21 protein-coding genes are annotated in these 26,024 nt (G+C 66.3%); 13 read left to right on the plus strand and 8 right to left on the minus strand.

Annotation, left to right across the window (positions count from 1 at the left end):
* The 9 genes from SB816_RS23815 to SB816_RS23855 all read left to right on the plus strand — a co-directional run bounded on the left by SB816_RS23815 (position 1) and on the right by SB816_RS23855 (position 12,059).
* A complete protein-coding gene (locus tag SB816_RS23815; protein WP_410547627.1) occupies positions 1-1,959 on the plus strand; it encodes a MacB family efflux pump subunit in 1,959 nt (652 codons plus the stop codon).
* A gap of 5 nt (positions 1,960-1,964) precedes the next feature.
* Positions 1,965-3,392 carry an efflux transporter outer membrane subunit gene (locus SB816_RS23820; RefSeq protein WP_064525584.1) on the plus strand — a complete coding sequence of 476 codons (1,428 nt, stop codon included), beginning with the start codon at positions 1,965-1,967 and terminating at the stop codon, positions 3,390-3,392.
* A 342-nt stretch (positions 3,393-3,734) separates the two neighbouring features.
* The gene (locus SB816_RS23825) at positions 3,735-4,643 is read left to right on the plus strand and encodes a LysR family transcriptional regulator (protein ID WP_410547628.1); all 909 of its coding nucleotides are present in this window, start codon (positions 3,735-3,737) and stop codon (positions 4,641-4,643) included.
* Positions 4,644-4,835: 192 nt separating this feature from the next.
* A complete protein-coding gene (locus SB816_RS23830; protein WP_123767394.1) occupies positions 4,836-5,675 on the plus strand; it encodes a hypothetical protein in 840 nt (279 codons plus the stop codon).
* 844 nt (positions 5,676-6,519) lie between these two features.
* Positions 6,520-7,224 carry an ABC transporter ATP-binding protein gene (locus SB816_RS23835; protein ID WP_410547629.1) on the plus strand — a complete coding sequence of 235 codons (705 nt, stop codon included), beginning with the start codon at positions 6,520-6,522 and terminating at the stop codon, positions 7,222-7,224.
* 18 nt (positions 7,225-7,242) lie between these two features.
* Positions 7,243-8,433 carry an ABC transporter permease gene (locus tag SB816_RS23840; RefSeq protein ID WP_116792685.1) on the plus strand — a complete coding sequence of 397 codons (1,191 nt, stop codon included), beginning with the start codon at positions 7,243-7,245 and terminating at the stop codon, positions 8,431-8,433.
* Between the two features lie 10 nt (positions 8,434-8,443).
* The gene (locus SB816_RS23845; RefSeq protein WP_336235826.1) at positions 8,444-9,907 is read left to right on the plus strand and encodes a TolC family protein; all 1,464 of its coding nucleotides are present in this window, start codon (positions 8,444-8,446) and stop codon (positions 9,905-9,907) included.
* A complete protein-coding gene (locus SB816_RS23850; protein ID WP_410547630.1) occupies positions 9,900-11,174 on the plus strand; it encodes an efflux RND transporter periplasmic adaptor subunit in 1,275 nt (424 codons plus the stop codon). The genes SB816_RS23845 and SB816_RS23850 overlap by 8 nt, the downstream gene beginning before the upstream one ends.
* A 48-nt stretch (positions 11,175-11,222) precedes the next feature.
* Complete coding sequence (locus SB816_RS23855; RefSeq protein ID WP_054501812.1) at positions 11,223-12,059, plus strand: ThiF family adenylyltransferase; 837 nt, start codon at positions 11,223-11,225, stop codon at positions 12,057-12,059.
* 42 nt (positions 12,060-12,101) lie between these two features.
* On the opposite strand, the gene SB816_RS23860 is transcribed toward SB816_RS23855, so the two are convergent.
* The 4 genes from SB816_RS23860 to SB816_RS23875 all read right to left on the minus strand — a co-directional run bounded on the left by SB816_RS23860 (position 12,102) and on the right by SB816_RS23875 (position 14,434).
* On the minus strand, positions 12,102-12,413 hold the full coding sequence (locus tag SB816_RS23860; RefSeq protein WP_410547631.1) for a non-heme iron oxygenase ferredoxin subunit: 312 nt from the start codon (positions 12,411-12,413) through the stop codon (positions 12,102-12,104).
* Between the two features lie 15 nt (positions 12,414-12,428).
* Positions 12,429-12,902, minus strand: a complete 474-nt coding sequence (locus SB816_RS23865; protein WP_410547632.1) for an aromatic-ring-hydroxylating dioxygenase subunit beta — start codon at positions 12,900-12,902, stop codon at positions 12,429-12,431.
* Positions 12,903-12,904: 2 nt separating this feature from the next.
* Positions 12,905-14,140: an aromatic ring-hydroxylating dioxygenase subunit alpha gene (locus tag SB816_RS23870; RefSeq protein ID WP_410547651.1), complete on the minus strand. Its 1,236-nt coding sequence runs from the start codon at positions 14,138-14,140 to the stop codon at positions 12,905-12,907.
* Between the two features lie 126 nt (positions 14,141-14,266).
* Entirely contained in the window at positions 14,267-14,434 is a 168-nt protein-coding gene (locus tag SB816_RS23875) for a hypothetical protein (RefSeq protein ID WP_410547633.1), read from the minus strand.
* Between SB816_RS23875 and SB816_RS23880 the strand changes: the two genes are divergently transcribed.
* Positions 14,433-15,335, plus strand: a complete 903-nt coding sequence (locus tag SB816_RS23880) for a LysR family transcriptional regulator (RefSeq protein ID WP_006388935.1) — start codon at positions 14,433-14,435, stop codon at positions 15,333-15,335. The two genes, SB816_RS23875 and SB816_RS23880, sit on opposite strands and share 2 nt — an antisense overlap.
* Before the next feature lie 33 nt (positions 15,336-15,368).
* Here the strand turns inward: SB816_RS23880 and SB816_RS23885 are convergent, their stop codons facing one another.
* From SB816_RS23885 to uvrA, 3 genes are all read right to left on the minus strand, one after another.
* Positions 15,369-16,001, minus strand: a complete 633-nt coding sequence (locus SB816_RS23885) for an aminotransferase class IV family protein (protein ID WP_054501810.1) — start codon at positions 15,999-16,001, stop codon at positions 15,369-15,371.
* A gap of 76 nt (positions 16,002-16,077) precedes the next feature.
* A complete protein-coding gene (locus SB816_RS23890) occupies positions 16,078-17,214 on the minus strand; it encodes an aminodeoxychorismate synthase component I (RefSeq protein WP_410547634.1) in 1,137 nt (378 codons plus the stop codon).
* Positions 17,215-17,222: 8 nt separating this feature from the next.
* On the minus strand, positions 17,223-22,982 hold the full coding sequence (gene uvrA, locus SB816_RS23895; protein ID WP_410547635.1) for an excinuclease ABC subunit UvrA: 5,760 nt from the start codon (positions 22,980-22,982) through the stop codon (positions 17,223-17,225).
* Between the two features lie 243 nt (positions 22,983-23,225).
* Here uvrA and SB816_RS23900 point away from each other — a divergent pair, with 243 nt between their 5' ends.
* Genes SB816_RS23900 through SB816_RS23910 form a run of 3 tightly spaced genes read left to right on the plus strand, consistent with a single transcriptional unit; the run spans position 23,226 to position 25,590 of the window.
* The gene (locus SB816_RS23900) at positions 23,226-24,005 is read left to right on the plus strand and encodes an IclR family transcriptional regulator (protein ID WP_144657227.1); all 780 of its coding nucleotides are present in this window, start codon (positions 23,226-23,228) and stop codon (positions 24,003-24,005) included.
* A 24-nt stretch (positions 24,006-24,029) separates the two neighbouring features.
* Complete coding sequence (locus SB816_RS23905) at positions 24,030-24,674, plus strand: bifunctional 4-hydroxy-2-oxoglutarate aldolase/2-dehydro-3-deoxy-phosphogluconate aldolase (RefSeq protein ID WP_049071587.1); 645 nt, start codon at positions 24,030-24,032, stop codon at positions 24,672-24,674.
* Complete coding sequence (locus SB816_RS23910; RefSeq protein ID WP_410547636.1) at positions 24,667-25,590, plus strand: sugar kinase; 924 nt, start codon at positions 24,667-24,669, stop codon at positions 25,588-25,590. The genes SB816_RS23905 and SB816_RS23910 overlap by 8 nt, the downstream gene beginning before the upstream one ends.
* 240 nt (positions 25,591-25,830) lie before the next feature.
* Here SB816_RS23910 and SB816_RS23915 read toward each other — a convergent pair whose 3' ends face one another.
* The gene (locus tag SB816_RS23915; protein ID WP_006226408.1) at positions 25,831-25,959 is read right to left on the minus strand and encodes a hypothetical protein; all 129 of its coding nucleotides are present in this window, start codon (positions 25,957-25,959) and stop codon (positions 25,831-25,833) included.
* Positions 25,960-26,024: the final 65 nt, after the last annotated feature.

A 26,024-nucleotide genomic window follows, 5' to 3' on the forward strand; every position in this document is an offset into this window, starting at 1 on the left:
ATGGCCGAACCGTTGATTTCGCTGTCCGGCGTCCGGCGCGAATTCCCCGCTGGCGAGCAGACCATCGCCGTTCTCAAGGACATCAACCTGACCATCGAGGCCGGGGAAATGGTGGCCATCGTCGGCGCGTCCGGTTCGGGCAAGTCGACCCTGATGAACATCCTGGGCTGCCTGGACCGCGCCACCAGCGGCGACTACCGCGTCAGCGGCCGCAGCACGGGCGAACTGGATCCGGACGAGCTGGCCGAGCTGCGCCGCGAGCATTTCGGCTTCATCTTCCAGCGCTACCACCTGCTGTCCGACCTGACGGCGCAGGGCAACGTCGAAGTGCCGGCCGTCTACGCCGGCAAGCGTCGCGAGGCCCGGCTGAAACGCGCCGCCGACCTGCTCGAGCGCCTGGGGCTCGGCGAACGCACCGGCCACCGGCCCGGCCAGTTGTCCGGCGGCCAGCAGCAGCGTGTGAGCATCGCCCGCGCGCTGATGAATGGCGGCGACATCATCCTGGCCGACGAGCCGACCGGCGCGCTGGACACGCACACCGGCCAGGAAGTGCTGCGCATCCTGGAGGAACTGAACGCCGCCGGCCACACCATCATCCTGGTCACCCACGACATGAACGTGGCGCGGCACGCGCAGCGCATCATCGAGATCAGCGACGGCGAGATCATCTCGGACCAGCGCAACCCCGACGCGCCGCGCATCGAGGTCAAGCGCGAGGAGGCGGCGCCGCTGCCGCCGCGGCCGGCCTGGCAGGCCTACCTGGACCGCTGCGGCGAAGCGCTGCGCATGGCGCTGCTGGCCATGAACGCGCACCGCCTGCGCACCTCCCTGACCATGCTGGGCATCATCATCGGCATCGCCGCGGTGGTGTCAGTGGTGGCGCTGGGCGAGGGTTCGCGCCAGAAGATCCTCGAAGACATCAGCGAGATCGGCACCAATACCGTCGAAGTGTTTCCCGGCAAGGACTTCGGCGACGAAAAGGCCCTGACCATCCGCACCCTGGTGCCGGCCGATGCCGAGGCCCTGTCACGCGAGTCCTACGTGGACAGCGTCACGCCCGAGGTTTCCACCAGCAACACGCTGCGCTATCGCAACGTGGCGGTGAATGGCTCGATCCAGGGCGTGGGCGAGCAGTATTTCCGGGTGCGCGCCGTCAAGCTGGCGCAGGGCAAGTTCTTCGACGCCACCAGCGTGGCGCGGCGCGCCCAGGAAGTGGTGATCGACGAGAGCACCCGCAAGACCCTGTTCGGTTCGTACACCGACCCGATCGGTCAGGTGGTGTTCCTGGGGTCGATGCCGGCGCGGGTGATCGGCGTCACCAAGAAGAACGACACGGTGTTCGGCAACAACGAGACCTTGAACGTGTGGATTCCCTACACCACGGCGCTGTCGCGCGTGCTGGGGCAGCAGCACCTCAAAAGCATCACCGTGCGCGTCAACGACGCCGCGCCGCCGGCGGCGGCCGAGCAGGCCATCACCAAGGTGCTGCTGCGGCGCCACGTGGTGAAGGATTTCTTCGTGTTCAACACCGACGCCATCCGCAAGACCATCGAGCGCACCACGGCCACCATGACGCTGCTGGTATCGCTGATCGCGCTGATCTCGCTGATGGTGGGCGGTATCGGCGTCATGAACATCATGCTGGTGTCGGTCACCGAGCGTACCCGCGAGATCGGCGTGCGCATGGCGGTGGGCGCGCGGCGCAGCGACATCATGCAGCAGTTCCTGATCGAAGCCGTGCTGGTCTGCCTGATCGGCGGCGCCGTGGGTATCGCGCTGTCGCTGGGCCTGGGCGTGCTGGTCTCGAAAGCGACCGGCGGGTCCTTCCGCATGATCTATTCCACCGCGTCGATGGTGGCGGCATTCACCTGCTCGACCCTGATCGGTGTGCTGTTTGGTTATCTCCCGGCGCGCAACGCGGCGCGCCTGGATCCCGTCGAGGCCCTGGCCCGGGAATGAGAACGATGAAAGCTGTTTCCCTGATCCGCAAACCCGCCGCCCTGGCTCTGGTGCTGGCCCTGGCCGGCTGCGGCGGCCTGCTCAAGAGCGAATACGAAACGCCGCGGACGCAGTCGCCGGCCGCCTGGCTCCACGGCACGGGCGCCGACGCGCCGGCCAACGCGCTGGCCGCTGGCGGCGCCTGGTGGCGCAATTTCAACGACCCGGTGCTGGACGGCCTGGTCGATGGCGCGCTGGCGCGCAACAACGACCTGGCCGCCGCCGCCATCCGCGTGCGCCGCGCGCAATTGCAGGCCGGGCTGGCGCAGGACCAACTGATCCCGCAACTGTCCGGCACCGGCAACGTGACGCGCGCGCGCAACCTGCGCGGCGAACGCGAAATCACGCGCACCAACAGCGCCGAATTGTCGATCGGCTACGAGGTCGACCTGTGGGGCAAGCTGTCGCGCCAGCTCGACGCCGCCGAGTGGGAAGCGCTCGCCAGCGAGCAGGACCGCCAAAGCTCCGCGCTGTCGCTGGTGGGCACGACCGCCACGCTGTATTGGCAGACCGCCTTCATCAACCAGCGCATCGCCAGCAGCCTGGAGAGCATCGCCTACGCCCGCAAGACGCAGGAACTGGTGCGCGCGCAATACGCCGCCGGCGGCGCCTCGGCGCTGGAAGTGGCCGAGGCCGAACAGACCGTGGCCAGCCAGCAGGCGGCGCACGCGCTGCTGGTGCAGCAACGGGTGGAATACGTGAACGCGCTGGCGATCCTGTTCGACGGCCCGCCCGACCGCACCATGGCCGACCCGCAACGCCTGCCGCAGTACCCGCTGCCGCAGGCGCGCGAAGGCGTGCCGGCCGAACTGCTGGGCCGCCGTCCGGACCTGCGCGCCGCCGAACTGCGCCTGCGGGAGTCGTTGTCCAACATCGACGCGGCCCGCGCCAGTTTCTATCCGACCCTGAACCTGACCGGCGCGCTGGGCAGCTCCAGCCCGACGCTGTCGAATGTGCTGCAGAACCCCGTGGGCACGCTGACGGGGGCGCTGACGCTGCCGTTCCTGCAGTTCAACCGCCTGAACCTGAACCTGAAGGTCTCGCGCGCGGATTTCGACGAACGGGTGGTGAGCTTCCGGCAGGCCTTGTACCAGGCCATGGCGGATGTGGAAAACGCGTTGTCGAACCGGACGCAGTTGCGCCTGCAGGCGGAGCAGTTGGACGCGTCGCTGAAGGCGGCGCGCGAGGCGGAGCGCCTGTACGAGGTGCGCTACCGAGCGGGATCGGTGTCGTTGCGGTTCTGGCTGGATGCGCAAGAGAAACGGCGCGCAGCCGAGATCGCGCGGGACGAGAATGCCCTGAATCGGTTGGTGAATCAGGTGAAGGTCTATCAGGCGCTGGGAGGGGACGATGCCGTCGTCATGGCCGGTGCTGGCGCGGTGGACGGCCGATGAGCGGATCGCGCCCATAGCGCGTTGAAAAAAGCCCCGGCGTCGGCGCGCGATATCGCCGGCGCCAGCGCTGAAATCCGATCGCGTCCGATCCTCCTGGCCGCGTCAACTTCGATATTGGCTCGGGCAGTTCGCAAGCTGACCCGCAGCGCTTCGGCCTGTTCCCGAATCGTCGCCTATGCCGTCAGATTCGGACGGTTTCACCTGATGCAATAGAAGACGGAAAGCAGCGTCAGCCGACGCTGAATCATGAAGGCCGTCGCTACAATCTATTGACCGCGCAATACCCCGCCAGACTGATCACGTTCACCGCAACGTACGATCACCGTCACCGAAATACTCAGAATGAACTTGCGACTGCTGAAGTACTTCGCTGTGTTGGCCGACGAGTTGAACTATCGCCGCGCCGCCGAACGGCTGCATATTGAAATCTCGCCGTTGTCTCGGGCGATTCAATCGCTGGAAACCACCTTGGGGGTGTCTCTTTTTGTGCGGTCCAACCGTGGCACCCTGCTCACGCCGGAGGGGGAAGCGCTACGGGAGCACATTCCGGCCATATTCAGCGCAATCGGTCAGGCGCGCGACAGCGTCCTAGGCGTGGCCGTTGGCAATCGCGGCGCGCTACATATTGCCCTGTCAGAAGGAATGAACCCGACGCGACTGGCCACGTTGATGGCCGGTTGCCGCGCGGACGAGCCGCGCGTGGTCATTCATTTTTCGGAGGTGCCGTTCGCCCAGCAGCTCGCAGGCCTGGACCAAGGCCTTTACGACCTGGGTTTCGCGCCATCCGACCACGTGGGCCGCGGCATCGTGGCTGAACGAGCCTGGCAAGACCCGATCCATGTGATTCTCCCCACCGGCCACCCGCTGCTGGCGATGGAAGTGATTCCATTGAGCGAGGTTCTCAGGCATCCCCTGGTACTTGGCGATCCCAAGTATTGCGAGGGATGCCGCCGGCAAATCGACCGCTTGATCAGTAAGGGTTCGGCCCAACCTCTCGTGGCGGCGCAGGTGCAATCGACCTATCTCATGCTTTCGATGGTGGCCGCTGGCGTCGGCCTCGCACTGGTGGGCGCTTCCCAGGCCCTTTCAAGCTGGGAACTCGGCATCCTCAGCCGTCCGCTGGCCGAGCCGGCGGCGTTGACGACCTGGCTCCTGCGCTCAACCCGCGTCGCACGCCAGAACGTGACGCGCTTCGTTGAGCGGGTGATTGCCATGCGCGAAGACACCTCTCCACCTTCCCGCGCGCGGTAAACGGCCACTATCGGCGCGTGAGCCTGGCTCGATCACATCCACACGTTACCTTTTGGGCCTATCACGTTGCCCATAAGGCAACGTGATAGGCCTTTCGCCGTTCTAGATTGAAAGATCCAATTCCCTGCCTTTGTAGCGCTTTTGGAAAAGAAGTCAGGGGTGTCAATTGCTGGAATCAATCAGGAGCTGCTTGTGCAAGTATCCAATTCAACGCTGTCAGGTCCGAGCGGCCCGCTCGGATTCAACTATTCGTCCACGCGGTTCACTACGGACGCGAATGGGGAAGCCCGCTTCACCGAAGTCATGGGTTCTGCGAAGCAAAAATATATCGAAAGCCCCCCCGCATCGAAGGCCGTGACCCTGTCTGATAAGGCGGTGGCGCTGTCAAATAAGGAGTCGGAAGATAAGGATGCAGATCTCAGCTTGTTGACGGCCTGGACACCTGAAGAGTTGGCTCGCTTTGCTAACAACTATACCGAGGAGGAACGGTATCAACGGCTCGAGACTTGGGCTTTCTTCGGCGATGGGGCCGCATGTGACTGCAGCGACGCAATTTATGGGGGGCCGGATTACTACGCGACTACGAGAATTCCGATCACTCCTGAAAGTAAAATGATCGATAAACGACAAGCCGATGCGTGCAATGCCGAATTGAAAGCCATGTATGCCGCCGAGAAGGCAAAGGGCAGTTCAGCAATGGATATCTATAAAAAAATGGGGCATGTGATTTTGTCTCAGCCGAACGATTTCGCCTACAGATTCGGATTGAGTGTCAAGTATCGTGAAGCGGTAGAGTCAATGGATCCGTGGGGAGGTCACGGGAATCCGTTCGTTAATGGTATTACGTCCATCACGTATGTCCCACCAGATGAATCAGACGCTGGGACGCCTACGCAGACAAAGGATGAAATTTCCCGAAGCGTGTTGCAGCACAAAGTGCATGCTATGGAACGGGACAGGCAATACCTGCTGATGGATTTGCTTTATGGAAAATTGGGTCATACGTCGAAGGCATCCAATCGCTCGGTATAGATTATTAATTTCAGAGTGGCACGCTCTTATGTGCCTTTCCGAAAAAAACCCGATGCGTTCCATCGGGTTTTTTTATGATCGTGGCTCAATCTGATTTTTCTCTTTGATGTAGCGACGGTCCGCTAAGCAATGATGGGATTTTTCATGGTCTGACCAATTCGGTCGCGCGTGTTCCAAAAATAACAACATGCAATCCCATTGTGGCGCTCAAATTGAGTTGCAGGTTATCAACCTGTCGTCCTGTATGTTGATCGGGCCTCGCCAGCAAAAGCCGGGGAAGTTCAGCATCAGCCGATGATCGATACGAAGTTCACCTTTTTTTGGAAGAGATTTTATGAAGAATGGATTGCTGAATGCGTTGATGGCTGCTTCGCTGCTGTTCTCCGGCAGCGCATTCGCCGGGGATTATGTTTGGTCCGCTGATAATGGTAGCGACTCCGTGTCAAGGAAGGGGGCGACAACAATTGTTATGTATCGGCCGGCTAATTTTCTCGTCTCACCCTCGGGTAAAAAATAAAGGGTGTGCAAGTGCAGCTTCGAGATAGCGCCCAGGCGGATGTATCGATGCAGGTTTGCTACGGTAATACAGTTAATTGCCTTCCGATATCCTACGATGGGAGAATTTACCAATATTTTGTTGGCAGTCCTGCCGATAATACGTTCTATGTCAAATATACCGGTACGGGTGCCGGGCCGTACCCCAGGTACATAATTTCCTCGATGGTGGTGTATTACAACGACTAAGCAAGTTCCGATCGATAGTGGGTCATTGCCGGTTTGGCTATAACCCGCTATCGAATACATTTGAATCGATTTGGACCTTTTGACTGATGCGGCTTGCAAGATGCTGCACCATCCGCTCATTCACGTCACACATGTCAGCCATGCCTATCGCATGAGCAGCCAATCCGTATCCGTGCTACGGGACGTGACGCTCGGGATCCACCCCGGCGAAACCTGCGCGCTGCTTGGGGCGTCCGGTTCCGGCAAGAGCACCTTGCTCAATATCCTGGGCTTGCTCGACCGGCCGTCGGCCGGCCAGTTCCTGTTTCGCGGACGCGACATGCTGGATATGGACGAGAACGCTCGCGCCTGGGTTCGCAATCGAGAGATCGGGTTCGTTTTTCAGTCCTTCAACCTGTTGCCCCGTATGAACGCCCTCGATAACGTTGCCTTGCCACTGTTCTATCGTGGTATCCCGCGAGCCCAGGCGCGGGCCACGGCCACGGATTGGCTTCGTCAAGTTGGATTGGCCGATCGCGGCGGGCATCTCCCTGCCGATCTCTCCGGCGGGCAGCGCCAGCGGGTCGCCATTGCCCGCGCCTTGGTCGGCAATCCCTCCGTCATTCTTGCGGACGAACCGACCGGTAATCTGGATCAAGCTTCAGCCGAGAGCATCATGGCCTTGCTCATGGGGCTGAATCGCGAGCGGGCGGTCACGATCGTGATGGTGACGCATGATGCCAACCTGGCTGGCCGCTTCTCGCGCCAGCTTCATGTGCGCGACGGTGTGTTGCATGAACCCTGCCACTGCGATGAAAGACGTTGATTTCCGGTGTTCCGGTGCATGCGCGGTCCATCGCTGACGCAAACTGCGCTGCAAGCGGCTGACAGCCTGCGCCAAATGGGTCGCAGGGCCTTGTTGGCTTTGCTCGGCATCATGGTCGGCAGCACCGCCATCATCGCGCTCCTGAACATCGGGCATAGCGCCGCCGAACAGGTGATGCGCATGTTCAAGGACATGGGTACGGACGTCCTGGTGGTGACTTTCCCGGTGACGGGCGCCAAGCCGCGCGCGCTGCCCCGCGCGTTGGATGCCGGCGCGTTGGCGCAAGCCGTGCCGGGCATCCGCCATGCGGCGCCCCTGTCGGTCTACAACGTGCCGCTGCGTTTCCCGGGACGTACGATGGTTCCCAGGATCGTAGGCACGACGCCGGATCTTGCCGCCGCGATGAATCTGCGCATGGAGCGCGGCCGTTTCCTGTCGCCGTTCGATCGTCATGCCACGTTTGCCGTCGTCGGTGCGGAAATCGCGCGTGAACTGGGCAGTCCGGCGCATCCGCTCGCCCTGGGTGCCTCGCTGCAAATTGGCGGCTACTTCTATCAGGTCATCGGCGTCACGCGCAGCATGAAGGGGAATCCGCTGATTCCGGTCGATGCGGACCGATCGGTGATCGTTCCCATTGAAGGGCTGCACCGATTGTTTCCCAAGCCTGAACTCGGCGCCATCCTGGCCAGGGCGACGCCTATGGCCGACCTTGTGGAAACGGCCAGCGCGCTGCGCGGGTATGTCGGCACGCAGGTGCCCGGCAGGGAGGTCCAGGTGGATATTCCCCGGCAGTTGATTGATGGTCTCGAGCGTCAGTCCCGAACCTTTTCATATCTGCTCGCGGGACTGGGCGCGATCTCATTGCTGGTGGGCGGTGTGGGCGTGATGAACGTGATGCTGATGAGTGTTTCCGAAAGGCGGCGCGAGATCGGCGTTCGCTTGGCGCTCGGGGCGACCCGGCGCGACATCCGCCTGTTGTTCCTCGCCGAGGCGGGTCTGTTGGCCATTGTGGGCGCGGCGCTGGGCGCAGTGTTCGGCGTTGGCGCGGCCTACGCTTTTGCGCGCTTCTCCGGTTGGGATTTCGTGCTGGCGCCCGCGTCCTTGCCCTTGGGAATGGGCACGGCGCTGCTGACGGGCTTGTTCTTCGGTTGGTATCCGGCCGTCGCGGCTTCGCGGCTGGAGCCTGTCCAGGCCTTGCGCGATGCGTAGTGCGGCGCGGATGCTCATCGTGGCGCTTGGGTTGGTGGCGCTGTCACCCGTGGCACGCGCGGGTGATGACCCGTTGCCGTCTCGCCCGACCATGCGGTATCAGGCGCCGGCCGTGTTGGGCGAAGGCGTCGTCGATCTGACTTTGACAGATGCCGTCTTTCTCGGCTTGCGCGCCAATCGCGGCATACGCAGCGCCTACCTGACCCGCGTGGCGCAGAAGTTCGACCTGCGCGTGGCCGAGGATTTCTTTTCGCCCAAGCTTCTCGTTACCGGGCAGATCACCGGCAACGGCAATCAGGACGATCGTTCGCGGCAGGGGGTGCTTTCGCCCGCGGCGACGATGGTAGGCGAATTCGGCACGCGTTTCAGCCTGGGTTGGACCAGCCAATTGAGCAAGGCCAACCGGGCGGGAGGGTTCCGCGACGACGGCGTCACGCTCGCGATCATCCAACCCTTGCTGCGCGGCGCGGGCCGCGAGGTGGCAACCGCGCCCTTGCGCATGGCGCGCTTGATCGAGCAAAGCAATCGGCTGACTTTGCAGGATTCGGTTTCCCTGACCGTTACGCAGATCGTCCAGGCCTACTGGCAATTGATGCGGGCGCAAGAGCAAGTCACCATTGCCAAGGCGGCATTGCAGCGTTCCCAAGCGCTTCTGGAGATCAACCAGGCGCTGATCGCGGCCGGACGCATGGCGCGGGTCGACCTGGTGCAGACGGAGGCCGATGTGGCCGCCCAGGAGTTCAATGTCGAGAATGCCGATAACGATCTCAACGCCAGCCGATTGATGTTGCTGCAACTGCTGGCCTTGGATCTGCGCAGCCGGATCCGGGCCAGCGACACGCCCGGGAAAATGCCCTCGACGCTCAGCGTGCAGGATGCCCAGCGCATCGCGTTGACGCACCAACCGCGGTATTTGCAGCAGGTGATCGCCCGGGAACAGGCCGATATCAATCTTGCGGTCGCGCGCGACAACCGCCTGTGGGATGTTTCCCTGATGGGCGGCGCCAGCCAGGGGCGGACAAGGCGATCGAGCCATTCGGAGGCGGTGTCCGATCGCCATTGGGACGGGTATGTGGGTGTCCAGGTCCAGATACCGATCGGGGACCTGAGCGCGCGACAGGCTGCCGTCCATGCAAAAGCCGACGCGGACAACCAGGCGCTGCTGCTCGAAGACGCCGAACAGCAGTTGGCGCTGGACGTGAATAACGCGGTGCGGGAACTGGCCTCTCGATGGCGCCAGTACGAAATCGCGGGACGCGTTCGCGATCTTTCACGCAAGAAGCTCGAGATCGAACGCCAGAAACTGCAGGCAGGACGATCGAGCAATTTTCAGGTGCTGGCCTTTGAAACCGATCTACGCGGGGCGGAGAACGCCCGACTCAATGCCTTGATCGGCTATCTGGATGCACAGGCGCAGTTGGACCTGAAGCTTGGCATGACATTGCAAAGTTGGGGTATCTCGCTGAATGACTAAGCGCTTTGCCTATAAATCCGGCCTGATGGCAGCGGGCGTGGCCGTGCTTGCCGTCGCGGCGATCGCCTTTGCATGGCATCGGCCGCCTGGCGGCAGGGCGCAAGATAAACCCTCGCCCTGGACATTGGTTTCTCCTCGGCCGGTCGAGATTCGTCTGGGCGTGGCGGGAAAGATCGTTTCGGCGCAGATCGTCACAATCACAGCGCCCTTCGATGGCAATATCAAGTCGCTTGAGGTGTCGGAAGGGCAGCGGGTGGAGGCGGGCCAGCGCCTGCTCGAGATGGATGTGACCGAACTCGACATACAGCGACGCCAGGCGCTGAGCGAACAGATCAAGGCGCGCAAGCTCCTGAGCGACATCGACCACTGGGAGTCTGGCCCTGACGTCGCCCGCGCTCGTCAAACCCTGTCGAGCGCGCGTCTCAGTCTGAGCGACACGCATCAGAAGCTGGTTGAGACCAGGCAGCTCTATGAGCGCGGAATCGTGCCCCGCATGGAGCTGGATGCGTTGATCCAGCAGGAAAAGATGCAATCCCTGTCGGTGGCCTCGGCAGAGGCGGAACTCGCGGACGCCCGGGAACGCGGCAAGGGGCAATCGCGGCAACTCGCGGAAATGGAGGTGGCCAATGCCACGGCCCGGCTCAATGCGCTGGCCGATGAGGCCTCCGGCGTGGTGGTGGCGCCGTTTTCGGGTGTCGTGATCCGGGTCCCGGGCAACGGCGATGGCAGGCGGGACGCCGCCGGAGAGCCATTGTTGGCGGGCGCCAAGGTTGGGCAGGGCCAGGGCCTGTTGGCCATTGCCAACGTCGCGCGGGTCCATGTCGTGGCCAAGGTCGACGAGACGGATCTGAATCGGCTGCGTCCAGGCCAGCCGGTGGAAATACGTGGCGAAGGATTCAGGGACCTGGCGCTTTCCGGCGAATTGGAATCGATCGGGGTGCAGGGACTCGAGGGAGACTCGCAGGCGGGCACGATGTATCGGGTAGTGATTGCATTGCCGCCGCTGACGGCGGCGCAACAGGCGGTGGTGCGGCTGGGAATGACGGCGAGCGCCTCGATCGTGATATTTCATGATGAGCAGGCGATGGTGGTGCCGGCCACGGCGATTCGTACTGACGCGGGAAAGAGCCTTGTCCGGTTTCGTGAATCGGCAAGCTCCACCGAGCGGTCGATCGTGGTCTCGGCCGGGCCTGCCACGCCGGACGGGGTGGTCGTGACGGGTCTTGCACCGGGTTATGTCCGGGATGCATGGCAACCTTCGCCGTGAAAAGACCCGGGGGGATCGCCCGACGCGCGTCCATATAAAATACCCCCCATGACCGCCCCAGAAGAAAAAGCCGACATCGCCCGCCGCTTCGGCAGCCTGTCCCGCCTCTACGGCCCCGAGGCTCCCGCCCGCCTCCAGAATGCCCACATCGCCGTCGCCGGGCTGGGCGGCGTAGGCTCGTGGACGGTCGAAGCGCTGGCCCGCTGCGGCGTCGGCGCCCTGACGCTGATCGACCTGGACCACATCGCCGAATCCAACGTCAACCGGCAGATCCACGCCCTGACGCAGACCCTGGGGCAGTCCAAGGTGGATGCCATGGCCGAACGCATCCTGGCCATCAATCCCGAATGTCGCCTGACCCGTGTGGACGATTTCGTTTCTCCGGAAAACGTCGCGCAAGTGCTGCCCGGCCCCTACAGCGCCATCATCGACTGCACCGACCAGGCCGCCGCCAAGATCGCCATGATCCTGCATGCGCGGGCGCTGGGGATTCCGATGCTGCTGTGCGGCGGCGCCGGCGGCAAGACCGATCCGCTGGCGTTGCGCGCCGGCGACCTGTCGGCCGCGGTCAATGACGCCTTGCTGTCCAAGCTGCGCAACAAGCTGCGGCGCGAGCATGGGTTTCCGCGGGCGGCGGACAAGAACGGCAAGGCGCTCAAGCGCGTGCCGAAGATGGGGATTCATGCCCTGTGGTTCGATCAGCCCGCCATCCTGCCCGATGAATGGACGCGGCAGGCCGAGGCCGAGGACGATATGGGCGCCTCGGCGCAGGCCGTGGCGCCGCAGGGGTTGTCCTGCGCCGGCTATGGCTCGGTGGTCACCGTGACCGCCGCCATGGGCATGGCGGCCGCCAACGAGGCCTTGCGGCTGGCGTTGCAAGGCTAGCTGGGCGGCGACGGCCCGTCACGGAACGCCGCCGCGCCCGGGTCACAGCGCCACGAACACCACGCCGTGCTCGATCCTGACCGGGTAGGTCGCCAGGTTGTCGCGTAGCGGCGAACAGAGCGCGCGGCCGTCGCGCACGTCGAAGCGGCCCTGGTGCAGCGGGCACTCGATCTCGTGGCCCGTCAGGAAGCCGTCGCACAGGCGCGCATTGCCGTGCGTACAGAGGTTGTCGGTGGCGTAGACGTTGCCTTCCACGCCGTACAGCGCGATCTCGCGGTCGCCCGCCTGCACGGCGATCACGTCTTCGTCCGGCACGTCGGCCAGCGCGATGGCCTTGATCCAGTTCGTACTCATGTCTTGGTGTCCTGGTCAGATGGGGTAGATCAGCGAATTCGGGATCAGCTCGCTGTCGAAGATGCACAGGCGCGACTCGAACTTCAGCCCGTCGGGCGTCCGCCGGATCACGTCCAGGTAGCGGCCGACGTTGTAGACCGTGGTCAGTTGGTTCGGCTTGGTGCGGAACACCGCGTAGTTGGCTTCCGATTCGATCCGGTCGCCCTGCACCGACAGCACGCGCGGGGCGCCGACCACGTGACGCTGGTAGTAGGGGTCGTGGAAGATGGTGTCGGTGGCGCCGTAGATGCGGTCCTTGAGCATGGCGCGGCTCTCGAACGACATGGTCGCCAGCGGATAGCTGCGTTCGTGGTTCTCGCGCGGCAGCACCTTGTAGACGCAGTCCTCAAGGAAGAACTCCGGCCATTGCTCCCATTGCTCGGCGTCGAGCGCGGCGGCGTAGTCGGCGTACAGCCGGGTCAACTGGTAGTAGAGGGGAAAGTCCAGCATGTTCACGCCTCCGCTTCCATCACGCGGCGCCAGTAGGCGTACATCCCGCGGATCAGGGTTTCGGTCACCATGTGGTCGGTGTTCTCGGCGGTCTTGCCGCCCAGTTCGGCCACGCTGTGGTGCCAGGGCTTCTGCGCGAAGCCCGATTGCGAGAACTCGATGACCTCGCCATCGTCCGCCGAGACGAAGCCGGCCGGGCCGAACAGGTTGGCCTGGCGCAGGCGGCGCTGCGTCATCTCGGGCGTGTCGTCGGCGAAGCCGAAGTGGGTCCAGACGAAGTCGAAGGCGTCGTGGCCGACCGGCTGGATGTGGCGCGTGGACAGCGAGTTGACCTGCTGCTGGATGATGACGCTGGGGAACAGCGTCATCAGCACGGCGGTGGGGCCGTTCCACCAAGGTTCCGGCACGATGTCCAGGAAGCGGTCGTCGTTCAGCGTCATCTGTTCCTTGAAGCTGGACACGCCGCTGGTGACGCTGCCCTTGCCGCCCTGGCCGCGGGTCGAGATCATGGCTGCGTGGCGGAAGTGGCGGTCCATCTTCAGTTCGGAGCGGTTGTCGGCGCGCCACAGGCCGAAAGTGACGAACCAGGTGTGCAGCAGTCCGGGGTGGTAGGGGTCCTTGATGTTCTCCTGCATCAGCTTCCAGTTGCCCGGGATGCGCTGGCGGCTGTAGCCGTGGATGACCAGTTGGCGGCCGTCGAAGACGCGGTCGAAGTAGTGCAGGATGTCCGGGCCCAGGTAGTCTTCCAGCGGCTCGACGTCGTGGTCGAACGAGGCGAACACCACGCCGTTGCGGCAGGCCGCGGCCAGCTTGGTCAGGCCGTGATCCTCCGGCTTGAAATCGGGCGGCATGCCGCCATTGACGCGGCCGTCCTGCTTGACGCCGCGGCGGAACGGCACGCCGATCAGGTTGCCCTGCAGGTCGTAGTTCCACTGGTGGTAGGGGCAGACGAACTCGCTGCGGTTGCCGGAGCGTTCGCGGCAGAACTGCACGCCGCGATGGGCGCAGACGTTTTCCACCACGCGCACTTGGCCGTCGTTGTCGCGCAGCAGGATGACGGAGCGCTCGCCCACGGCGGTGCGCTTGAAGTCGCCGGGATTGGGGATTTCCGCTTCCAGGCCGACGTAGCTCCAGTGGCCGCGGTAGAAAAAGCGCTCCAGCTCGCGCTGGTGCAGGGCGGCGTCGGTGTAGACGCCGAAGGGAATGCGGTGGCTGCCGTCGCCCTGCCAGGGGGGCATGAACGACAGCGGCTGTTCGGGGGCGGCGCTGGCGGGGCAGGCGGAGTTGGCGGCGGCGCCGGCGATCGTGTCCGGCGCGGTATCCAGGGGAGCGTTCATCGGCGGCCTCCGGCGAGGCGGCCGCGCCTACAGGGCGTGACGGGGGGATGGCGCATGGTTGTCTCCTTCATCCATCGGGAACGGCGCGACTTGGGCGCAGGCGTTTGTTGCATCATCGGTCAGGGTGTGAAATAAATAAATAGAATCTGAATGATGACAACAATCACCAAAATAAATATTGGTGGAGACAAGCATGAACCTGCAAGACATGGACCTGAACCTGCTGGTCGTGTTCAACGAGCTGTGCAAGCACGGCCGGGTGTCGGCGGTGGCGCAGAACCTGGGCATTTCGCAGCCGGGGGTCAGCAACGCGCTAGGGCGGTTGCGCAAGCTGCTGGGCGACGAGCTGTTCCTGCGCACCTCGCGCGGCATGGTGCCCACGCCCTATGCCGAGGCGCTGGCGCAGCCGATCGCCGATGCGCTGGCGGCGCTGCACGGCACGCTCAACGCGCGCGCCAGCTTCGATCCGGCGCGCAGCGAGCGCGCCTTCGTCATCGGCGTCAACGACGTCGGCGAGACCTACTTCCTGCCGCGCCTGATGCGGGCGCTGGACGACGCCGCGCCCGGCGTCACCATCCGCACCGTGCGCACCACCTCGATCGATGTGAAGGACGAGATGGAGCGCGGCCGCATCGACCTGGCGATGGGTTTCCTGCCGGGCCTGAAGCACGGTTTCTTCCAGCGCCGGCTGTTCCGCCAGCCCTATGTGTGCATCTTCCGCGAGGATCATCCGCTGGCGCGCACCGGCGTGTCGGCGCGGCAGTTCCGCGCCGCCGAGCATGTCGCCATCGTGTCCGAGGGCACCGGCCACGGCGTGGTGGACCAGGTGATCGAGCAGGCCGGCATCCGCCGGCGCCTGCGCCTGACGGTGCCGCATTTCATGGCGGTGGGGCCGGTGCTGCAGGCCACCGACATGATCGCGGTGGTGCCGCGGCGCTTCGCCGATTGCGCCTGCAAGCCGTTCGGCCTGGCCACCGCGCCCTGTCCGGTGAAGATCCCCGAGTCCGTCATCAACGTGTTCTGGCACGCCCGCAATCACCGCGAGCCGGCCAACCAGTGGCTGCGGCAGGTGGTGGTGGAGCAGTTCGCGGATTAGGGGGCGCGTACTCACCGCCCGGCGCGCCGGGGTTCAGGTTTCGCGCAGGGTGACCGTGAACCAGCCGCGCAGGGCGTTAGACAGCCGGATTTCGTCAGCGGCGTGCAGGTCGGCCAGGGTCAGCACGCGTTCGCTGACGTTGCCGGTGTCCAGCAGTTCGGCGCGCTGCACGCCGGGCAGGCAGCCGCTGTCGACCGGCGGCGTATACCAGTCGCCATCCAGGCGCAGGTAGACGTTGCTGCGGCTGCCTTCGCACAGCTCGCCGCGTTCGTTCAGGTAGACCAGGTCGAAGATGTGCGGATGGGCCGGCAGCCATTCGATGGTCTTGGTGTACCAGGGCCGGTAGGTGGTCTTGTAGCGCAGCAGCGGTTCGGAGGAGCGCAGCGCCTCGGGCGCCAGCATGATTTCCTGCGCCGCCGGCAACGGCGGCAGCATGGCGGTCTGGATGTGGCGGCTGCCGTCGCGCGCGACCAACAGGCGCAGGCGGTGCGCGCCGGGGGTGTTCAGGCTGAGCGCGGCGATCATGATGTCGCTTTGCACCGCATTGCCGCCCCAGGTGTAGCCCAGCGCCTTGCAGGAATGCTCCAGGCGGTGCAGGTGGCGCGCCAGCAGCGGCACGCGGCGCTCGGCGTCGACCAGGATGGTCTCGATCAGTTCGGGTTGCATGCGGGCTCCTGGTAAACGGCGGGCGAAGGAGGGCGGGGCCGGGGTCTATCCTACCCCGTGGACACGGATTGCGCACTCAGGCGCGCAGGATGCGGGCCTTCCAGTGGCATTCCTGCCATTCCTCGGCCGGATCGGAGTCGTGCACGATGCCGCCGCCGACGCTGTAGACGCCAGGGCCGGCCGCATCCAGCACCAGCGTGCGGATCGCCACGTTGAGCGAGAAGTCGCCGTCCGGCGCCAGCCAGCCGATGCTGCCGCAATACAGGCCGCGCGGCGCGGCCTCCATTTGCCGGATGCGGCGCATGGCGGCGACCTTGGGCGCGCCGGTGATGGAGCCGCACGGGAACAGCGCGCGCAGCACGTCCTCGAGCGTGGCGTGCGGCGCCTGCGCGGACACGGTCGAGGTCATGGTCCAGACGGTGGGATAGCGTTCCAGCGAGAACAGCGCCTCGACCTTGACCGAGCCGGGCTCGGCCAGCCGGCCCAGGTCGTTGCGCAGCAGGTCGACAATCATCAGGTTCTCGGCGCGGTTCTTGTCGCTGGCCAGCAGCGCCTGGCCCAGGCGCTGGTCCTCGGCCGGATCGGGGTGGCGCGGCGCCGTGCCCTTCATCGGCCGGGTGGTCAGTTGCGCGCCGCGGCGGGTCACGAACAGCTCTGGCGAGAACGACAGCACCGTGCGCGCGCCGTCCTCGATATAGGCGCCGTGCGCCACCGGATTGCGGGCGGCGATGCGGCGGTACAGCGTGGCCGCGTCGCCCTGGTACTGCACGTCGAGCGGCTGGGTGTAGTTGACCTGGTACAGCTCGCCGGCGCCGATCAGTTCGCGGATGGCGTCGATCTGGCGCACGTAGCCGGCCTCGGTCATGCGCGGCGTGGGGATGCTGAGGGCGGCCGGCGGGCTGTCGGCGTCGGGCGCGTCCCATGGCGTTTCGTCGATCTGGCGCTCGAACACCAACGCCGTCAGGCGCGCCCGGCCGTCATCATGCGGCGGCGTCCAGGGACCGGCGGGCGCGGGCCGGGTGGCTTCGGGCAACAGCCATTCGCCGAGCTCGTAGTCCAGCAGCAGCGCGACCCAGTGGCCGCACTGGCGCGCCGCGTCGATGGCGGCCAGCGCGGGGCCGAGCTCGGCCGCCGCGCGCGCCTCGATGCGGGCCAGAAAGCCGTCCAGCCGCAGCGCGCGGCCGGCCAGCCGGTCTTCAAAACGACAATGCATGACTCTCTTTACTGTTGCGCCAGGAACTCCGTCAGCACCCGGCCCGTGTGGGAGTGGTCGCGCAAGGTCATGACGTGTTCCGGCGACCCCTGCGCCACCAGCTTGCCGCCGCCGGTGCCGCCCTCGGGGCCCAGGTCCAGCAGCCAGTCGGCCTCGGCGATGACGTCGAGATTATGCTCGATCACCACCACCGTGTTGCCGGCTTCCACCAGGCGGTGCAGCACGTGGATCAGCTTTTCCACGTCGGCCATCGACAGGCCCACGGTCGGCTCGTCCAGCACGTACAGCGTGTGCGGGATGCGCGAGGCGCGGCCGGTCTTGATCAGGCCGTCGGTCAGGCGCGCCTTGGACAGCTCGGTCACGAGCTTGATGCGCTGCGCCTCGCCGCCGGATAGCGTCGGCGACGGCTGGCCCAGCGTCAGGTAGCCCAGGCCGACGTCCTGCATCAGTTGCAGCGGCCGATGGATCTTGGGGTGCGCGGCGAAGTACTCGATAGCGTCATCGACTTCCATGGCCAGCAATTCGCCGGCGTTCTTGCCGCGCATCTGCACGCTCAACGTGTCGCTGTTGAAGCGCGCGCCGTTGCAGGCGTCGCACGGCACCTTCACGTCGGGCAGGAAGTTCATTTCGATGGTGCGCATGCCCTGGCCTTCGCAGATCGGGCAGCGGCCGTCGCCGGTGTTGAAGGAGAAGCGCGCCGAGGTCCAGCCGCGCATGCGCGCTTCGCGGGTGTCGGCGAACTGCTTGCGCACGTCATCCCAGAAACCGACGTAGGTGGCCGGGCACGAGCGCGGCGTCTTGCCGATCGGGGTCTGGTCCACTTCCAGCACGCGGTCGATCGCTTCCCAGCCCTTGATGCTCTCGCAGCCGGCCCAGCCGGGCGCCTTGCCCTGCGAGACGGCCTGCATCAGGTTGTCCAGCAGCACTTCGCGCGCCAGGGTCGATTTGCCGGAGCCGGACACGCCGGTGACCACGCTCAGGCGGCCCACCGGGATCTTGGCGTCGACGCTGCGCAGGTTGTGCAGGCGCGCGCCCTTGATCTCGATCATGGGGGTGTCGGCCTCGACCGGGCGGCGGCCCTGCAGGGGGTGCTGCAAGGGCTTGGCCAGGTAGCGGCCGGTGACGGATTCGGGCGCGTCGATCAGGTCCTGTGCGCTGCCCTGCGCCACCACGCGGCCGCCGCGGATGCCGGCGCCGGGGCCGATGTCGATGATGTGCGAGGCGCGGCGGATGGTGTCGTCGTCATGCTCGACCACCACCAGCGTGTTGCCGTTGCCTTCCAGGCGCGCCAGCGCGTCCAGCAGGATGCGGTTGTCGCGCGGGTGCAGGCCGATGGTGGGCTCGTCCAGCACGTAGCAGACGCCCTGCAGGTTCGAGCCCAGCTGCGCCGCCAGCCGGATGCGCTGCGCCTCGCCGCCCGACAGGGTGGGGGCGGCGCGGTCCAGCGCCAGGTAGTTCAGGCCGACTTCCTGCATGAAGTTCAGGCGCCCGCGGATCTCGGTGAGGATGTCGCGGGCGATCTCGCCTTCACGGCCGCGCGCCACCAGTCCGGTGAAGAAGGTGTGCGCGTCCGACACCGGCAGCGAGGCCAGCTCGGCGATCGACTTGTCGCGCCAGCGCACGGCGCGCGCGACCCGGTTCAGGCGCTGGCCGTCGCACTGCGTGCAGACCTTGGCCTCGCCTTCGTACCAGGCGTTCCAGGCGGTTTCCTCGCCGGTCTGTTCTTCGTCGAAGCCCTGCAGTTGCAGGCCGGTGCCGAAGCAGCCGGTGCACCAGCCATGCTTGGAGTTGTACGAGAACAGGCGCGGGTCGGGCTCGGGGAAGCTGGTGCCGCACGAGGGGCAGGCGCGCTTGACCGAGAAGTGCTGCTGCTGCAGTTCGCTGTTCAGCGCCTCGTGCAGCTTGTCCACCGGCCACACCACCGACATCACGCCCTGGCCGTTTTCCAGCGCGCTCTTGACCGCGGCGCGCAGGTCAGCCTCGTTGGCCGGGTCGACCACCACGTCGGCCACCGGCAGTTCGATGGTGTGTTCCTTGTAGCGGTCCAGGCGCGGCCACGGCGCCACCGGGATGAATTCGCCGTCGACCCGCAGGTGCGTGTGGCCCTTGGAGCCGGCCCACTTGGCCAGGTCGGTGTAGTAGCCCTTGCGCGCGGTGACCAGCGGCGCCAGCAGGCCGATGTGCTCGCCCTTGCGCTCGCGCAGCAGGCGCGCCACGATCTGGTCGGTGTTCTGCGGCTCCACCGCGACGTTGCAGTCCGGGCAGTATTGCGTGCCCAGCTTCACGTACAGCAGGCGCAGGAAGTGGTGGATCTCGGTCATCGTGGCCACGGTCGACTTGCGGCCGCCGCGGCTGGTGCGCTGTTCGATGGCCACGGTCGGCGGGATGCCGAAGATGGCGTCCACATCCGGCTTGCCGGCCGGCTGCACGATGGCGCGGGCGTAGGCGTTGAGCGATTCGAGATAGCGGCGCTGGCCTTCGTTGAACAGGATGTCGAAGGCCAGGGTCGACTTGCCCGAGCCGGACACGCCGGTGATCACGGTGAACTTATCGCGCGGGATCTCGACGCTGACGTTCTTCAGATTGTGCTCGCGCGCATTGCGGATCTCGATCGCCATGTTGTCCTGGCGGCGCTTGCGCATGACCGATTGCAGCGGCGTGCCTTCGCCGGCGCCATAGGCGGCGGTCGGCTCGGCGATGCGGGCCGTCAGGCCGGCCTGTTCGGCTTCCTGCGCGTCGATGTCGCTGCTGACCACCACGTCGGCCGGCAGGATGCTGACCTCGTAGTCGCGCAGCGCCGCGCCGGTGTGCGAGGCGGGGTTGGCCATCAGGTCCCGCGGCGTGCCGACGCCGATCACCAGGCCGCCGGCGTCGCCGCCTTCGGGGCCCAGGTCGATCAGCCAGTCGGCCGCGCGGATCACGTCCAGGTTGTGCTCAATGACCAGCAGCGTGTGGCCCGCGGCCAGCAGCTTGCGGAAGGCGCGCATCAGGCGCGCGACGTCGTCGAAGTGCAGGCCGGTGGTGGGTTCGTCGAACAGGAACAGGCTGCCCTTCTTGGCGACCTTGGCGGTGGAGATGCCGCTGCGCGCGGCCTCGGCCAAGTGGCCGGCCAGCTTCAGGCGCTGCGCCTCGCCGCCCGACAGGGTCGGCACCGGCTGGCCCAGCCGCACGTATTCCAGGCCGACGTCGGCCAGCGGCGCCAGGCCGGTCTGCACGTCGCGCAGGCCCTTGAAGAACTCCAGCGCCTCGCTCACGGTCATTTCCAGCACCTCGTCGATCGAGGCGCTCTTGCCCAGGTGCTCGACGCGCACTTCCAGCACTTCCGGGCGGAAGCGCTTGCCGTCGCAATCGGGGCAGCGCAGGTAGACGTCGGACAGGAACTGCATCTCGACGTGTTCGAAGCCGGTGCCGCCGCAGGTGGGGCAGCGGCCGTCGCCGCCGTTGAAGCTGAAGGTGCCGGCGGTGTAGGCGCGTTCCCGCGCCAGCGGCGCCTGCGCGAACAGCTTGCGGATCGCGTCGAACGCGCCCACGTAGCTGGCCGGGTTGGAACGCGCGGTCTTGCCGATGGGGGTCTGGTCGACCATGACGACGTCGGCGATCTGCTCGGCGCCCAGCAGGCGCTCGAAGGCGCCCGGCGCTTCCGACGGCTTGCCCTTCTGCTTGAGCAGGGCGGGGAACAGCACATCCTGCACCAGCGTCGACTTGCCCGAGCCGGACACGCCGGTCACGCACACCAGCCGCCCCAGCGGCAGCTCGACCGAGACATTCTTCAGGTTGTGGGCGCTGACGCCTTCGAGCAGCAGGCGCGGCGTGTTGGCCGCCACCGGCATGGGGCGCGGCGCTTCGACGCGCTGGCGTCCGCCGAGATAGTCGCCGGTCAGCGTGCGGGCCGCGCGCAACTGCGCCGGCGTCCCGTCGAACACGATCTGGCCGCCGCGTTCGCCGGGGCCGGGGCCGATGTCGATGATGCGGTCGGCGGCCACCATGACCTGCGGGTCGTGCTCCACCACCACCAGCGTATTGCCGGCGTTGCGCAGCCGGTGCATGACCTCGACCACGCGGTGCATGTCGCGCGGGTGCAGGCCGATGGACGGCTCGTCCAGCACGAACAGCGTGTTCACCAGCGAGGTGCCGAGCGCCGTGGTCAGATTGATGCGCTGCACTTCGCCGCCGGACAGCGTGCGGCTCTGGCGGTCCAGCGTCAGGTAGCCCAGGCCGACGTCGCACAGGAACTTCAGGCGCGCGCGCACCTCGGTCATGAGCAGGTCGGTGGCGGCGTCGAGCGCGCCTTCGAACGACAGCTTGTCGAAGAACGCGCGCACCCGTTCGATGGGCAGCAGCATCACGTCATGGATCGACAGGCCGTCCAGGTTGTCGAGCTGCTCGCGGCTCCAGTTGGCGCCGACCGGCATGAAGCGCTTGTAGCGGCCGTCTTCCGGCGGCAGCACGCTGTCGGCCTCGGCCTTGGTGCCCAGGCGCCACAGCAGCGCATCGGGCTTGAGGCGCGCGCCGTTGCAGGTGGGGCAGGGGGTGTAGCTGCGGTACTTGGACAGCAGCACGCGCACGTGCATCTTGTACGACTTGGTCTCGAGCCAGTCGAAGAAACGCTGCACGCCGTACCACTGGTGCTTCCAGGCGTCGTTGCCGCCCTTCCAGTCGGGCGTGCCGTACAGCACCCAGCGCTTGTGCTCCTCGCTCATGCTCTTCCACGGCACGCCCAGCGGGATGCCGGCGCGCGGCGCGTACTTCTGCAGATCGTCCTGGCATTCCTTGTACGAGGGCGTGGTCCAGGGCTTGATGGCGCCTTCCAGCAAGGTCTTGTTCTCGTCCGGGATGACCAGGCCGAAGTCGATGCCGATCACGCGGCCGAAGCCGCGGCAGGCCTCGCAGGCGCCCAGCGGCGAGTTGAACGAAAAGCTGCTGGGCAGCGGGTCGGTGTATTCGATGTTGCAGTCGGCGCAGTGCAGGCGGTCGCTGTACTTCCAGATGTGCGCGTCGGCGCCCTCGGCGTCCATGACGTACACGGCCAGGTGGCCGGCGCCCATGCGCAATGCCGTATCCAGCGCTTCCATGACGCGTTCGCGTTCGGTGCCGGCGAAGCGGAAGCGATCCTGGATCACGTGCAGGATGCGGCGTTCCTCGGTGGCGGTCTTGGCCTTGCCCTTTTCCTTCTTGGCGCCCTTGGCCGGCGCGGTGGCGTTCGGCACGGCGGTTTCCTCGGCGTGCACGCGGGTGTAGCCCTGCTGCTCGAGGAAGCCGCGCACTTCGTCTTCGGTGAAGTTGGCCGGCACGGCGATGGGGAAGGTCACCACCAGCCGCGGATCGCCGGCCGCGGCCGAGCGTTCGGCCAGCGAGCGGTGGATCGATTCGGGGGTGTCACGCTGCACGACCTTGCCACAGCCGCGGCAGTGCAGGCGCGCGCCGCGCGCGAACAGCAGCTTGATGTGGTCATTGAGCTCGGTCATCGTGCCGACCGTGCTGCGCGAACTGCGCACCGGATTGGTCTGGTCGATGGCGATGGCCGGCAGGATGCCTTCGATGCGATCCACCTGCGGCTTGTCCATGCGGTCCAGGAACTGGCGCGCATAGGGCGAGAAGGTTTCCACGTAGCGGCGCTGGCCCTCGGCGTAGAGGGTGTCGAAGGCCAGCGAACTCTTGCCGGACCCCGACACGCCGGTCACGACCACCAGTTCGCCGGTGGCGATGGTCAGGTCCAGGTTCTTGAGATTGTTCTGGCGGGCGCCAACGATGCGGATTTGGGAGCTCATGGACGGTATCGTAGCCTGAGGGAGGGGGCGGCCCCGGACGACGGCCAATGGCTGGTTCCGGGCGCGGCGATATGGAATAATTGCCTATATCGTGAGGCATGTGTCCACAATGTGGTCAAACATGCGTGACGAAGCTGTACAAATAAACAGTATCGCAGATTCGTCTGAAATTAGCGCGGTTTGCCGAGTGCTTTCCGCGGGCGCGTTGTTAACGCAGGGCATCTACCCGAGGTGGGGGCGGTTGTGTCGGAATCCAAGGTGGCGGGCGCGGCCGCGTTCGCCAAGTTCATGACGGTGTTGCAGGCGGTGGCGGACGCGCCGCGGCCGCCCACGGCGGCGGCGCTGGCGCGCAGCAGCGGCTATCCGCGGCCGACCGTCTATCGCATCGTGGCGGCGCTGGCCGAGCAGGGCATGGTGGCCGAAGCCGACGGCGCCTATCGCCTCGGGCCGCGCCTCCTGGCCCTGGCCAGCCGCGCCTGGTCGCAGTTCGACCTGCGCGCCGCGCTGGCGGCCGACCTGCAGGCGCTGCGCGACGCCACCGGCGAGACCGTGCACCTGGCGGTGCCGGCCGGCACCGAAATGATCTATATCGACAAGCTTGAAAGTCCGGGCCCGGTGCGCATGGCCTCGCGCGTGGGCGCGGCGGTGGCGCTGCATTCGAGCGCGGTCGGCAAGGCCTACCTGGCCGCGCTGGACGAGCCGGCGCGCGAACATCTGCTGCGCGACCTGCCGCTGGAATCGCGCATGCCCGGCACCGTGGCGAGCCTGCCCGCGCTGCGCGCGGCGCTGGCCGAGACGGCGGCGCGCGGCTACGCGCTGGACAACGAGGAAAACGAGCCCGGCATCGTCTGCTATGGCGTGGCGCTGCGCGATGCCGGCGGCCAGCCGGTCGCATGCGTCAGCGTCAGCACGCTGATGTTCCGGCGCAGTGACGATCCGCAATCGGCCTATATCGAACCCCTGCTGCGGCTGCGCGATGCGGCCGCCGCCAAACTCGCCGTGCTGCCATCCGGCGGCGCCTGAACGATCCATCCCGAAAGGAATGCCATGACCGCTGCTCCCCGTGCCTCGAAACTCGACGCCTTGCTCGCCGCCCGGGTCGTGCCCGTGCTGCGCTACCAGGATGCCGCCACGGCGGCCTACGCCGCCGAGGTGGCCGTGGCCGCCGGCTGCACCACGCTGGAACTGACCTGGACCATTCCGGGCGTGACCGACCTGGTGCGCGCGCTGCGCGACAAGCACGGCCCCGCGCTGCTGCTGGGCGTGGGCACGGTGCTGGATGAAACCCAGGCGCGCGAGGCCCTGGTGGCCGGCGCCGACTTCCTGGTGTCGCCGGCACTGGCCACCGAGATCGTCGACCTGGCGCATGCCGCCGACGCCCTCTGCCTGCTGGGCGCCTTCACGCCCACCGAGGTGCTGGCCGCGCGCCGCGCTGGCGTCGATGTGGTCAAGGTGTTCCCGGCCGACACCGGCGGCCCCAAGCATCTGGCGGCGCTGAAATCGGTGTATCCGGACACGGTGTTCTGCCCCACCGGCGGCGTCACCGCCGAAAACATGGCCGCGTATTTCGCCGCCGGCGCGGGCCTGGTCGGCATCGGCAGCAACCTCTACGACAAGGCCGCCTTCGCCGCGCGCGACACCGCCGCGCTGGTGGCCCAGATCACCCGCACCCGCGAGGCCGCCCATGGCTGATTTCGATATCGTCGCGCTGGGCGAACCGCTGGTCGAACTGAACCAGACCAGCCAGGACCAGCGCCAATACCTGCAAGGCTTTGGTGGCGACACCTCCAACGCCGTCATCGCCGCCGCCCGCCAGGGCGCGCGCTGCGCCTACCTGACGCGCGTCGGCGATGACGCCTTCGGCGCGCAGTTCCTGGCCTTGTGGCGCGACGAGGGCGTGGACACCTCGGGCGTCGAGGTCGACGCCACTGCGCACACCGGCCTGTACTTCGTGCAGCACGGCCCCGACGGCCACGCCTTCAGTTACCTGCGCCGCGGCTCGGCCGCCAGCCTGATGACGCCCGCCAGCCTCGACGGCGGGCTGATCGAACGCGCCCGGTTCCTGCACGTCTCCGGCATCAGCCTGGCGATCAGCACCAGCGCCTGCGACACCGTCTTCGCCGCCATCGCGCGCGCCCGCGCGGCCGGCGTGCAGGTCAGCCTGGATTCGAACCTGCGGCTGCGCCTGTGGCCGCTGGATCGCGCCCGCGCCGTGCTGCGCGAAGCGCTGTGCCACGCCGACCTGTTCCTGCCGAGCATGGACGACATGCAGCACCTGACCGGCAACGACGACCCCGAACGCACCCTCGACTGGATCCGCGACGCCGGCGCGACCGGCGTGGTGGTGCTGAAGCTGGGCAAGGACGGCTCCATCATCGACGACGGCAAGACCCGCGCGCCGGTGGCGGCATTGCGCGTGAATGCGGTGGACGCCACCGGCGCCGGCGACTGCTTCGCTGGCAGCCTGCTGGCGCGCCGCTGCCAGGGCGACGACTGGGCCGCCGCGGTGCGCTACGCCAACGTGGCGGCGGCGCTGTCGACGCTGGGCTATGGCGCGGTCGACCCGTTGCCCCGCGCCGAGCAGGTGCTGGCGAAGCTGCGGGGTTGAGGCCTGGGGCTGAAGGGGGCGCCAACGAGTGGGGCCGGCACCCACCGCCGGCGCCGCGGGCGGCCCGTCGACAATGGCCTGTCGGCAACGCACGGGTCGCCCACCCGCCAGTCTCCCCGGGCGCGTTTGTCTACCGCTGGCGTGCCCGGCCGCCCAAACAAAAATCCCCGCTGGTTCGCACCAGCGGGGATTTTTTCGATCGGGCCGCACGCCAGGAATCTGGCGCGGCCGGCGGGTCATTTAGACGCGCTTGATCTTTTCCAGCATCTTGAACACACCCTTGGGCGACTTGACGAACAAGCGCTTGAAGGCCTTGCCCAGGCAACGGCGTTCCAGGGTGTTGCGACGCACGCGTTTGCGTTCAGCCATGTTGATTCTCCTGTTGAATTTGCGGAAATCGAATTAGCGGGGCGAAGCCGCCTTCAAGCTTGGCT

It is taken from the genome of Achromobacter sp. SIMBA_011 (assembly GCF_046535435.1).
GTDB lineage: Bacteria > Pseudomonadota > Gammaproteobacteria > Burkholderiales > Burkholderiaceae_B > Achromobacter > Achromobacter dolens.